We start from the raw sequence: 12,216 nt of genomic DNA on the forward strand, positions 1-12,216 counted from the left end.
AAAATGCGTACTTGTTATAATAATATTAAAGCAGGTATACATGGTGGTCAAGAAGTTCCTTGCCATCAACTAATTCCCACAGGAGGATATAATGAAAATTTACGCCATAAACGGTGGCCCGAGAAAAAAGTTCAATACCGCCAAGCTGCTTCAGTCTGCTCTGGACGGCGCTGCAGCCGCACCCTGTAGCGAAACAGTCGAAACCGAGATGATCCACCTGTATGGTCTCAACTACAAGGGTTGCGTGAGCTGTTTTTCGTGCAAAAGGGTGGGCGGCAAGAGCTATGGGCATTGCGCAGTCAAGGATGATCTGGCCCCGGTGCTGGAAAAGCTCTCGCAGGCGGACGGGCTTATCTTTGGCAGCCCCATCTATTTTGGCAATGTCACGGGCATGATGCGCAGCTTTCTGGAACGCCTGATGTTTCCCTTTTTTGTGTATGACAAAGACTACAGTTCGCTTGCTCCCAAGCGCATGCCCACAGCCTTTATCTACCCCATGAACGTGAGCAGCGAAGAAATGGAGCAGTACGGCTACCTCCAGAACCTCAAGGGCATGGAAACCTTTGTGGGTCGCCTTTTTGGCGAACCGCAGGTGCAGCATGTGCACAATACCTACCAGTTTGACGACTATAGCAAGTACAAATGCGAACGGTTCTCCGAGCCGGAAAAAGCCGCTTATCGCGATGCGCATTTTCCGCAAGACCTGGAACAGGCCCGCCGCATAGGCGCGGCAATGGTTGCCGCTGCTGCCAGATAGCTTCCGTACTGCCTACGGTAAAACACAAAGCCCCCGTTGAAAAACGGGGGCTTTGTCATTGCTGATAGTTACGCCAGAGCAGGCTTATGCGCCCAGATAGGCTGCCTTGATTTCCGGCGTGTCTGCCAGATGGGCGGCGGAACCTTCTGCCACAATGCTGCCTGTGTCGAGCACGTAGCCGCGATCCGCCACCTGGAGCGCCAAACGGGCGTTCTGCTCCACAACCACAACGGTCAGACCCTCGCTGTTGAGCTGCTTGAAGGTACGGAACATGTCGTACATGAGCAGGGGCGAAAGCCCCATGGAGGGTTCGTCCAGCAGGAGCACCGAGCAGTTGGTCATAAGAGCGCGGCCCACGGCCAACATTTGCTGTTCGCCGCCAGAGAGTGTGTCGCTGCGCTGGTGCATGCGTTCTTTAAGGCGCGGAAAAAGCTCAAAAACCTTGTCCACATCCCGCTGGATATTGTTGTCCTTGCGCGTCCATGTGGCCAGCTTGAGATTTTCGTTCACCGTAAGGTTGCCGAAAATGTGACGGCCTTCGGGCACAAGATCCATCTTGAGGCGGGCCACCACATGGTGCGGCTCTGTCTTCAGGATGGATTCGCCGTTAAAGCGGATGTCGCCACTGATGACCGTGGGCGATTCCGGCGGCGTGAGGCGCATGACTGCCTTGAGCGTGGTGGACTTGCCAGCGCCGTTGGCCCCGATGAGGGTGACTATTTCGCCCTTGTTCACGTGAAATGAAATGCCGTGAAGGGCTTCAATCTTGCCATAGCCGGCGTAGAGATTTTCAACTTCCAGTAGCATCACACGTTCTCGTCGCCCAAGTAGGCCTTGATGACATCGGGGTTGGACTGAATTTCCTGCGGCGTGCCCTTGGCAATGGTCTTGCCGAATTCCACCACGGTAATGTGCTGACACAGCGACATGACAACCTTCATCTGGTGCTCGATCATCCAGATGGCGATTTTGAATTCGTCAAATATCCAGCGGATGTGCTTGATGAGGCCGTCCACGTCCGAGGAGTTCAGGCCAGCGGCGGGTTCATCAAGCAGCAGCAACTTGGGGTCTGTGGAAAGGGCACGGGCCAGCTCCACCCGGCGTTGCAGGCCGTAGGGCAGGTTTTTGGGAAATTCATTGGCCACATCGGCCAGTTCCATGATTTCAAGAATCTTTGAGGCCTTTTGCCGCACGCGTTTTTCTTCACGGCTGTAGCGCTCATTGCAGAGCCACGCGTCAAGCAGCCCGTATCCCAGCCTGTGGTATTGCGACACGCAGATATTGTCGAGCACCGTCATGTCGTTCCACAGGCGGATGTTCTGAAAGGTGCGGGCCATGCCCATGGCCGTAACCTGATGTGGCTCAAGGCGGGTATCGTATGTATGGCCGTTAAAGACAATCTGCCCTTCGGTGGCATGATAAAAGCCCGAGGCCAGGTTGAATACCGTTGTCTTGCCCGCGCCGTTGGGGCCGATGAGGCCCACAAGGGAGTGGTCTTCCACGGCGATGGAAAAATCCGTTAACGCAATCAGCCCGCCGAAGCGTTGCGTGACTTCTTTCATTTCAAGCAGTGCCAAGGTCAGCCCCCACTCGTTCTGGTTGTATCTGCATCAATGGCGCTTTCAGGACGCGCCGCCCTGGGGCCGGCAATTGCTTTAGTCGCGCTTGCCGAAGCTTACCAGCCGTTTCAGTTTGGGGAACACATCGGTCAGCTCCCTGTTGCCCAAGAGGCCCTCGGGCCTGAACTGCATAAGCAGAATGAGAATCAGCGGGATGATGACCCACTTCCATTCCTGGCTGATGTTGAACGAATTGGGCACAAAGGGCAGCATGTGGGCCAAATCGCTCATGGCAGGCAGGGCGAAGCGCAAAAGCTCGATCAGCAGGGTAAACATCACGGCTGCCAGCACCGAGCCGGAAAGCGAACCCATGCCGCCCAGATACACCATGACCATGGCCTCGGTGGACTTCATGATGCCAAAGCTGTTGGCGTAAATGGAGCTGAACATGTGCGCGTAAAGCGCGCCCGCCACACCGGCAATGCCCGCTGAAACCATAAAGGCCACGAGCTTCACCTTCTTGGTGTTGACGCTCATGATCTCAGCGGCAACTTCGTTCTGGCACACCGCAGGTATGCCCTTGCCCAGGGTGCTGTTTACCAGACGGTACAACATCATGGTGGTGATCATCACGCCAAGCAGCATCCAGATCATCATCCAGGGTATGTCGGCCACGCTCTCCATGGCGCGCACCACGCCGCGCATGCCCGTAAGGCCGCGTGGGCCGCCCACAAAGTCGATATTGATGATAAGCGAAATGATGATGTAGTTGGCGGCAATGGTGATGATTGCCAGATAGTCGTCGCGGGTTTTGAACGAGGGCAGGGCCACCAGCAGGCCAAAGAGGGCCGCCACGCCGCCCGCTGCGGCAAGCACCAGGGGAAAGAGCAGGGGCGCAAGCTCGGGCGGCAGCAGGGGAGCGCCCAGCATCTTGTTCTTGGTGAACAGAATGATGGAAATAAGCCCGCCCACATAGGCCCCCACGCACATAAAGCCCGCGTGACCACAGGAAAATTCGCCCATGTAGCCGTTCACAAGGTTCAGGCTGGTGGCAAAAATAACGTTAAGGCCCATAAACTTGATGACTGAGAGCCAGTAGCCGTCAATCCACGAAAAGTATTCGGCAAAAACAAGCACCAGCCCGCCGATCAGGAACAGAAGACAGTCTATCTTCTTCTGTTTGACAACCCGTTTGATGGCATAGCCGAAGCAGAGCACGCCCAGAATCGCGAGAACCGTTTGTACAAAAAGAGGCAGCATTCAGACACTCCGGCTAGATTTTGGTCGTTTGCGGCATGCCGAAAATGCCCGTGGGCCGCACCCACAGGATGAGCAGCAGGATGGTGAAGGAAAACAGATCCATGTAGGTGGACGGCAAAAAGGCCACCACCATGATTTCTACAAATGCCAGCATAAAGCCGCCCACAAATGCGCCGCGTATGTCGCCAATGCCGCCCACAACCGCCGCGATAAAGGCCTTCCAGCCGATCATGGCGCCCATGTATGGCTCAAGGTTGGGGTAGCACATGGCAAACAGCATGCCGCCAAGCCCGGCAATACCCGAGCCAAGCACAAAGGTGACCACAATGACGCTGTCGAGCGGTATGCCCATGAGCGGCAGGGCAAAGCGATCCCAGGAAACCGCACGCATGGCCATGCCCACCTTGGTGCGCGTGACAATGGTCTGCAAGAACAGGAACACCAGCACCGCAGCCACAATAACCCATACTTTCAGGTTGGTGATGACCAGCGGCCCGATGGAATATACGGCCTTGTCGATAAGCTCTGGCAGCTTGCGCTTGGTGGCGCCGAGCAGGGCAAGGTTGCCGTTTTCAAGAATAAGGCCGCACATCAGTGCGGTAATGACCACATAGAGCCTGTGCGCGCCCTTGCGGCGCAGGGGCCGGTAGGCAATGCGCTCAAGCGTAACGCCCACCAGAGCCGTGAGGCCCATGGTCAGCACAATGGTCAGCCACAGGGTCATTGGCTTTGAAAGGCCAAGCCCGTCGGAAGAAACCAGATACGTGGCCACAAAAAAGGAAATGTAGGCCCCAACCATAAAAATGTCGCCGTGGGCGAAGTTGATGAGGCGCAGCACCCCGTAAACCAGGGTGTAGCCCAGGGCGATGAGGGCGTAAAAGCTGCCCCATTGCAAGGCGTTGAGGGTCTGTTGCAGCAGAAAGTCCATAGGCTACCCAAAAATGCTGACGGTTACAGTGTGCAAATCCTGTGGCGCTTTTTTTCAATTTCTGAGCGGCAGTGCGCGTTTGCGGCCCCTGAACCGCCCGTTCAGGCGAAAATCCTTTTGCCCCAAGGGTAATTTGCGGGTGGCTTACGCCAGCAACGCAAGGCAAGCCTTACCTCTGCATGCTTTTAAGCCAAAAAGCGCAAAAATATTCCTTCTTCGTACCGGGACTCAGCCAAAGGCAAAAAATATCGATCTGATCTGTGGCGCAGTTTTTATCCGCAGCGGATGTTTTGCCGCCGCGCGGCCCCCTGTGGGTTGGGCCGCGCGGCAGTGCCAATTACCTGCTGATGTCTGCTATTTGGGGCAGACAGATTCCACAAAGGCGAACGCGCCGGTTTCCGTCACGCGCACAATAACCGCACACTTGATGGGGTCGCGGTTTTCGTCAAACTTCATGCTGCCGGTGATGCCGTCAAAGTTGGCCATGCCAGCCATGTTGTCGCGGATGATCTTGCGTTCTTTCTTGAGGTCGGGGTCAATCTTGCCGGCCTTCTGGATGGCCTGAAGCACGATGTTGATGGAGTCCCAGGTCAGAGCGGCAACGTCGTCAGGCACATAGCCGTACTTGGCCTTGTACTTGTCGATGAATTCCTTGGTTTTGCCGGTCGCGCCCTCGGCGGTGTAGTGGGTGGAGAAAAACTGGTCCACACAGTCCTTGCCGCAGAGGTTGAAGAGCTCGGCGGAACCCCAGGCATCGGAACCCATGAAGGGGCCCTTGTAACCGAGGTCGCGGGCCTGAGGCACAATAAGGGCCGCAAAGCTGTAGTTTTCAGGCACAAAAATGAAGTCGGGCTTTGCCGCGATGATCTTGGTCAGCTGGGCAGAGAAATCCTGGTCTTTGGGGCCGTGCGATTCCATGGCCACCACAGAACCCTTGCCGTGCGTCTTTTCAAAGGCTTCCTTGAAGTTGTCGGCAAGGCCCTTGGAATAGTCGTTGGATACTTCAAACAGAACGGCGGCTTTTTTGGCGTTGAACTTCTTGGTGGTGAAGTCCACGGCCACAGGAGCCTGGAAGGGGTCAAGGAAGGCTCCGCGGAAGACCCAGGGGCGGTCCTTGGTGGCGTCGGGATTGGTGGACCAGGGGGTGATCATGGGCACCTGCTCGTCATTGGCAACAGCGCCCGCAGGCACGGCCTGACGCGAAGACTGGGGGCCAACGATGGCCATGACCTTGTCGCGCTCAATGAGCTTCAGGGTCACGTTAACGGCAGACTCGGGTTTGGATTCATTGTCTTCATAAATGAATTCAAGCGGGTACATCTTGTCGCCCACTTTCAGCCCGCCCTTGGCGTTGATCTCTTCCTTCAGCATTTCAGCCGCATACTTGGAACCTTCGCCCACCTTGGGGATTTCACCGGTAAGCGGGATGGGGAACCCGATTTTGATCGGAGCTTCTGCGGCCATGGCCGCTTGCCCCACAAAGAGAGACAGGGCGCAAACTGACGCTACTTTCAGCAAATTCATGAAGGCCTCCCGAGTTTTATGTGCAGTTACAGGGGTGTACCAAAAATACGGTAAGGCTGAACAAAGCAAAAATTATTCCGTTTTGCTAAGTTATTGGAAATGAACATAGTTTGTAAAATTTAGCGGCACAAAAAATACGTTTTGGTAACTTTTTGCGCGTAAACACTACAAAACAGTGAAAAAATAAAACGATAACCAGAGCATGAACCTTGTCGCATATGTGGTATCGCAAGTCAAATATGATACCGTGTTGGAGGGGGCTGTCAGATTTTTTTGTGGAGCAGTTTCACAATATGCTGAATTTAAAAAGTTTTTTTGAGTTGCCCGTGTGGCTGCTTTTCAGTCCATCAGGGATTCTGGTTGTGAGCACCAGCTTGGCGACGAGAAAAGGATATCGTCTGAATAGATAACTTACTGTTAATATTGTAAAATTGTTTTTAAAGTAAAAAATACTTTTTTGTCGATTTTGCGGAGTTGTTGTGGCTTAATATTCCGTGAGGTCTCCAAAAAAATCTAAAATATAAAATAATTTCAATTTGTTACCTTATTCTACGGACTGGTAGGCCTTGCCCTCACGCCCTTGCCGGAAGCGGAGGAACCCCTGCTAGCAGCTCTGCCGCCAGCTACGCTTCCTGCGCCGCTTCCGCGTGGCGTCAGACCAGACAGAGCAGCCCGACAGGCCTAAAAAACCTGCGGTATATAAGCACGATTCAGCGGTAAAAGCCACAGAAAAAGATTACCTGCATTGCCTGGGTCAATAACCAGCAGCCAGCCCGTCACTGCGCGGATCAGTTGCTCCAAACAACACCCCGGTATCCTGATCACAAAGAATGGCCCCGGCATGGCCCATCAGATCGCTAAAGTCTGCAATGCGTTCAACCGAGTGCCCCTGTTTGGTCAGGGCTTCGGCCAATTGCGGGCTGAAGCGGCCTTCGAGCCGGAGGTTGTTTACTGGCAGGCCCCAGCTTCGGCCATACAGCCAGCGCGGCGCGGCCACAGCATCGTGCGGGCTCAGGCCAAAATCTACCATTCGGGTGACTATGGCCGCCTGGGTTTGAGGTTGGCCCTCGCCGCCCATGGTGCCGTAAACGAGCCATGGCTTGCCGTCCTTGCGCAGCATGGGCGGGTTGAGCGTATGCATGGTGCGCTTTCGCGGTTCAAGTCTGTTAATATGGGCGGGATCAAGCGAAAAAAAGCTGCCCCGGTTTTGCAGCAAGATGCCCGTATCGCCAGCCACAAGGCCAGCGCCAAAGTCGTGAAAAATGCTCTGGATGGCAGAAACAGCGTTGCCTTGAGCGTCCACCACGCCAAACCAGCAGGTATCGCCCTTGGGTTCCAATGGGGCGGTGGGGTTGAGGGCGCGGGCAGGGTCAATGCGGCTGGCAAGCTCGCGCCCATGCTCCGGAGAAAGCAGATAATCTACAGGAATGTCGGCAAAGTCCGGGTCGGTCACATAAGCATCGCGATCGGCAAAGGCCAGCTTGGTGGCTTCGACTATGGCATGCAGGTATGCGGCGCTGCCCTCGCCCATACCTTGGATATCCAGATGCTCAAGGATGTTGAGTATGGAGAGCGAAGCCAGACCCTGGGTATTGGGCGGCAGGTTGCAGCACTCAAGGCCCCGGTAGCGCACACGCAGGGGCGTGACGGTTTCTGCCTGATGTGCGGCGAAATCCCGCGCAGTGAGCAGACCGCCGTTGTCCGAGAGCCAGCGGGTCAGGCGGTCGGCCAGTTCGCCTTCGTAAAATACGCGCGCGCCCTCGCTGGCGATGAGGCCAAGAGTAGCGGCAAGGTCGGGCAGGCGCAGCACAGCCCCTGTTTGCGGGGGTGCGCCGGTGGGCAAAAAAGTATGGGCAAAGCCGGGAAACCGCTGCAATTGCCGATAACCCGTGGGATCAGGCTTGCAGTCCTCATGCAGCCAGTGGGCCAGAGAGGGCGTTACGGCAAAACCTTCTGCCGCGAGGCTGATGGCCTCTTGCAGCAGGTCGCCAAGAGCAAGAGGGCTGCCCCATGACCGGCTGAGTGCATGGGCGGCATCCCAACCAGAAACCACACCGGGCACAGTGCAGGCAGCCAGCGGCCCGCGCAGGGGAATGGACGAAAGGCCCTTTTGCGCAAAAAAATCCCGCGTGACATTTTCGCCAGAGCGGCCACAGGCGTTGATGCCGTGCAGCGCGCCTGTCGCTGCCTCGTGCGCCAGCCAGAAGTTGTCGCCGCCGATGCTGCACATCTGCGGGTACACAACGGCCAGCACTGCCGCTACTGCAACGGCGGCGTCGAGGGCGGTGCCCCCCTTGCGCAGAATATCCACGCCTGCCTGGGTGGCAAGATAGTGAGGAGATGTAACCATTCCCCGCGTGGTCATGGGGTCAAAACGCTGGGATTCCGTTTCCGCATAGGGGCTGGATGCAAAATTCATGATGCTTCCTGTGTGGGGTGGCTAGGTGTCACATGGATGCCGCCAGCAGGGTGCAAATCCTTGAAGCCCCCATGGCATGCAGTGGGATAATCCGTGGCCTTGCAGCAGACTAGCGGCGGGGGCGCGGCACGTCAAACCGATGCTGCATCCCTGCCAAAAGATGAAAATCAGGCGCAAGATTTTGCCCAAAACCTGTCGGGGTATGCCGTGCAAGCCTCATTGAGGGGGGGCAAAAAAGGGCGTAAGCAGGTCTGACGCCGCGCAGGTGCGGCTACAGATCAGCAGGCAGCCGCGCTCTGCGCGGCGCGAAGGACACGATATGGGGACAACAATAATGCTGTTTGCCGTGGGGCTTGCAGGAAGCTTTGTTTTTGACCGTTTTCATCTGCCCGGCGGGGCCATGACCGGGGCCATGATCGCCGTGGTGATTTTCAAAAGCTGCGGTTCCATTACCTCGCCCGACATGGCGCACTGGGTGCGCTTTATTGTTTACGGGTGCGTGGGTGTGCTTGTGGGCAACATGTATAATCCCGGTATGCTCGATGCCGTGCGCGACACTTGGCCCATGATGCTGCTTTCAACGGGCATCATTTTGATGGCGGGGCTTTTGTGCACCTGGATTGCCGTGCGCTGGGGCGGGCTTTCTGTGGGCGGAGCGTATCTGGCGACCAGCCCTGGAGGATTCAACGCTGTGGTGGCGCTTTCCGGCGGCACAGGGGCAGAAGCCCCCATGGTGATGGTCTATCATCTGGTGCGCATCTATGCCATTGTGCTGCTCTCGCCCATTGTTGCCAAGATGCTGTCTTATTTAGTGAAGTAATAGGTCAATGACCGGCATCTGCCCTGCGCATGGGGGGCGCTGACCGCCACAGACATTGAGCCTCCGTCGGATTCCGCCGGGGGCTTTTTAGCGGGCGAGCAGCAGAATCAGACCGCCCAGCCCCGGCAGCGCCACCATGCAGCCTTTGAGCAGCAATTGCGGAGCCATGCGGGTAAACTTTGCACCCACATACGCGCCGATGACCTGACCAGCCAGAACCTGCAGGAACAGCACAAGATCCAGATGCCCGGCGGCGAGAAACCCCAGGCTGCCAAAGGCTGCGATGGGCAGAATGACCAGCATGGTTGTGCCTACGGTCTGATAGAGCGGCACATTGAAGATAATCAGCAGGGTCATCTGGATAAAGGGCGTTGCCCCCACGCCGCAAGCCCCGGAAACCAGACCGTTGAATACGCCCACCATGCCTGTCAGCAGCCAGAACTTCACGCCGCGGGTGCTGGTGAAACGAAAGCTGAACAGCGGATTGGCAGGGTGAAAGACCCGCAGATAAATGAGGAAGGCGGAGAGCATAAGCACCACGCCAGTCAGCGGTTTGAGCGTGGCGGAGGCAAGCCCGGACGAAATATGCGCGCCGCATAAGGCCCCGGCGGCGCCAAACGCGCCCAGCAGCAAGCCCAGCCTGCGGTTGACGTTGCCCTCGCGAAAGTGGCTGATGGAGCCTGAGAGGGACGTAAAAGCCATGGCCGCGAGCGAGGTGCCAAGGGCGACCTGCATGGGGATGTCAAAGCCCACGCTGAGCATGGTGATCATAACCCCAGCGCCGCCAGCGCCCACAAAGCCCAGCAATATCCCCAACAAAAGCATGGCGGCAAAAACAAGCATAGATCACCTGCTGCACGGGCCGCCTCCACGGGCGGCGTAAAGTTGAGCAATTACATGCAGCGGCAGAAATCGCCGCGCAGTTCTGGCAGGCTAGCTCTACCGTGTGTGGGGCGCAAGGGTATTTTTCCCCGCCCGGCGGGTCAGGCGTGCGCCGCCCTTTGCGCGCGCAGCAGCGTATCCCACGCCCGAACGTAAAAGATCAGGTAGCGCCAGCACACATAGGCCACAACCAGGGTGGCGACAATCATTTCCAGCACTGCCAGCACCTTGAGTTGCAGGGCGTACTCCAGCGTTGCCGGGTACGCGGCCAGCAGTTCGGAAACCTTGTACAGCGCTGTTGCACCCACCGCCATGGGGAAGGTGTAGGCCGCAAAGCCGGGGCTGAAGGGCAAACGCAGCAGTTTGAAAAAGGCAACATAGATGATGCTGGTCATCAGCACCGCCACCCCGAGCAAAAGGCTGCACAGGAGCAGGGAGGGGGTTGGCTCAAGGCTCAGATAGGCTACCAGCGAGAGGCTGGCCGGAGCGGCAAGCACCGCGATGGTGGGCTTGGATGCGTCTTCGATTTCCCTGGAAAATATGAGGCGATACAACATGACAGGCAGCAGGGTCGCGTAATTGACCATGCCAAAAACCATCAGACCATAGGCAAGCTGGTAGTAGGCCGGGCCGGGAACCGTCATGGCCGCCACGCTGATGCCAACAAAGGGTACAAACCAGCTCGGCAGCATGTGGTGAAGGCTGAACTGCCGTGCCCGGAAGGCTACAAAGGCCAGCAACAGGCAGAGATGCAGGGCCACGGCAAACAGCCAGAGCCACTGGGCCGCCCGCGCATCCAGAATGCTCAGACTCTTGGATTGCAGCATCAGGGCCATTGAGGTGGTGGGCAAAATGCTGCCAAGCACGGGATGGCGCAGTTCTTCGAGCAGCAGCCTTGGGTTCATGGCAAATTTGCCCGCCAGCAGCAGAATCAGCGTCATGGATGTCAGCGCGCCAAACACCTGTGCGAAATTGTGGAGGGGCAGGCTTTTTTCAAGCCCGATGCCCAGGCTGGCAATGCCAAGGGCCAGCCCCGCAAGGGGCGTGGGAACAGCGCGAAAGAAATTGCGAACATTCTGCAACATGGAACTATCCTTGGTTGTGGTCTGCTTGCATGTTTGCCATGGATCAGGCATTAAGAAAATCGAAATGAATTTAACGTAATATATAAAAAAATTAAACGATGATATGACATTCAAGCAATTGCAGGTTTTTCTGGCTGTGGCGCGGTTTCAGAACCTCACACAGGCCGCAGAGGCTCTGTTTCTGACCAAGGGCGCGGTTTCCCAGGCCTTGCAGGAACTGGAGCGGCACCTCGGCGTGCGCCTGTTTGACCGGGTACACCCGCATTTGCGGCTGAATCATGAGGGTGCGCGCCTGTGGCCGCTGGCGGATGAAATGCTGCAAAGGGCCGAGGCCATCGAGCGGACGTTTCAGGCTGGCGGGGCCTGCTTTTTGAGCATTGGGGCCAGCAAGACCATTGGCAACTATCTGCTGCCGCAATTGATGCACGATTTTGAAAAGGATCACGGCTGGCTGCCCAAGGCGCAGATAGCCAACACCAACCGCCTGCTTGAACTGGTGGAAGGCTATGTTCTGGATGTGGTGCTGCTGGAGGGCGAGCAGCATCGGACCGACATGGTGGCAGAGGAATGGCTGAAGGATGAAATGGCAGTGGTGGCGTGCAAGGGGCATGCTCTGGCGGACGGCAAGGCCCACGCGCCGGAAGAGCTGGCAGGCCAGCGCTGGATTCTGAGGGAGCCGGATTCCGGCACGAGGGCCTTTTTTGCGCACACCCTAGGCTCGCTCATTGCGCCCTATACCGTGGCCCTGAGCCTCAGCTCCACCGAGGCGGTGCTGGGCATGGTGGAGCATGGGCTGGGCATCACCTTTGCTTCACGGCTCATGGCCGAGCTGCCAGGCTTCAGCAGCCGTTTTTCAATAATCCGGCTGACGCAGACGTTTTCACGCACATTTTCTCTTTGCTGGCACGAGTCGAAATACCATTCTGCGGGCATGGATACGTTTATCCGCTTTTGCCGGGCGTGGTCGCCGCTCAGCAGATAG

11 protein-coding genes are annotated in these 12,216 nt (G+C 56.9%); 3 read left to right on the plus strand and 8 right to left on the minus strand.

The window, feature by feature from the left end:
- The first annotated feature begins 91 nt into the window (after positions 1–91).
- Positions 92–757: a flavodoxin family protein gene (locus tag ACUZ9Q_RS00890; protein ID WP_192112139.1), complete on the plus strand. Its 666-nt coding sequence runs from the start codon at positions 92–94 to the stop codon at positions 755–757.
- An 84-nt stretch (positions 758–841) separates the two neighbouring features.
- On the opposite strand, the gene ACUZ9Q_RS00895 is transcribed toward ACUZ9Q_RS00890, so the two are convergent.
- The 6 genes from ACUZ9Q_RS00895 to ggt form a co-directional block, all read right to left on the minus strand.
- A complete protein-coding gene (locus tag ACUZ9Q_RS00895) occupies positions 842–1,564 on the minus strand; it encodes an ABC transporter ATP-binding protein (protein ID WP_209819340.1) in 723 nt (240 codons plus the stop codon).
- On the minus strand, positions 1,564–2,334 hold the full coding sequence (locus tag ACUZ9Q_RS00900) for an ABC transporter ATP-binding protein (RefSeq protein WP_192112140.1): 771 nt from the start codon (positions 2,332–2,334) through the stop codon (positions 1,564–1,566). Before ACUZ9Q_RS00900 ends, ACUZ9Q_RS00895 begins: the two co-directional genes overlap by 1 nt.
- A gap of 78 nt (positions 2,335–2,412) precedes the next feature.
- The gene (locus tag ACUZ9Q_RS00905; RefSeq protein ID WP_192112141.1) at positions 2,413–3,576 is read right to left on the minus strand and encodes a branched-chain amino acid ABC transporter permease; all 1,164 of its coding nucleotides are present in this window, start codon (positions 3,574–3,576) and stop codon (positions 2,413–2,415) included.
- Between the two features lie 13 nt (positions 3,577–3,589).
- On the minus strand, positions 3,590–4,504 hold the full coding sequence (locus tag ACUZ9Q_RS00910) for a branched-chain amino acid ABC transporter permease (protein ID WP_192112142.1): 915 nt from the start codon (positions 4,502–4,504) through the stop codon (positions 3,590–3,592).
- A gap of 354 nt (positions 4,505–4,858) precedes the next feature.
- Positions 4,859–6,028 (minus strand): ABC transporter substrate-binding protein, encoded by a 1,170-nt coding sequence (locus ACUZ9Q_RS00915; protein WP_192112143.1) that lies wholly within the window; start codon positions 6,026–6,028, stop codon positions 4,859–4,861.
- Between the two features lie 754 nt (positions 6,029–6,782).
- Positions 6,783–8,447, minus strand: coding sequence for a gamma-glutamyltransferase (gene ggt, locus ACUZ9Q_RS00920; RefSeq protein WP_449247166.1), 1,665 nt, complete (start codon positions 8,445–8,447; stop codon positions 6,783–6,785).
- Between the two features lie 319 nt (positions 8,448–8,766).
- On the opposite strand from ggt, the gene ACUZ9Q_RS00925 reads away from it, so the two are divergent.
- A complete protein-coding gene (locus ACUZ9Q_RS00925) occupies positions 8,767–9,267 on the plus strand; it encodes an AbrB family transcriptional regulator (RefSeq protein WP_192112144.1) in 501 nt (166 codons plus the stop codon).
- 87 nt (positions 9,268–9,354) lie between these two features.
- On the opposite strand, the gene ACUZ9Q_RS00930 is transcribed toward ACUZ9Q_RS00925, so the two are convergent.
- Together ACUZ9Q_RS00930 and ACUZ9Q_RS00935 are read right to left on the minus strand one after the other, a co-directional pair.
- Positions 9,355–10,110 carry a sulfite exporter TauE/SafE family protein gene (locus ACUZ9Q_RS00930; protein ID WP_449247167.1) on the minus strand — a complete coding sequence of 252 codons (756 nt, stop codon included), beginning with the start codon at positions 10,108–10,110 and terminating at the stop codon, positions 9,355–9,357.
- A 140-nt stretch (positions 10,111–10,250) separates the two neighbouring features.
- On the minus strand, positions 10,251–11,234 hold the full coding sequence (locus tag ACUZ9Q_RS00935; RefSeq protein ID WP_449247168.1) for a TDT family transporter: 984 nt from the start codon (positions 11,232–11,234) through the stop codon (positions 10,251–10,253).
- Between the two features lie 103 nt (positions 11,235–11,337).
- Between ACUZ9Q_RS00935 and ACUZ9Q_RS00940 the strand changes: the two genes are divergently transcribed.
- Complete coding sequence (locus tag ACUZ9Q_RS00940; protein WP_449247169.1) at positions 11,338–12,216, plus strand: LysR substrate-binding domain-containing protein; 879 nt, start codon at positions 11,338–11,340, stop codon at positions 12,214–12,216.

The organism is Desulfovibrio desulfopostgatei, assembly GCF_053570645.1.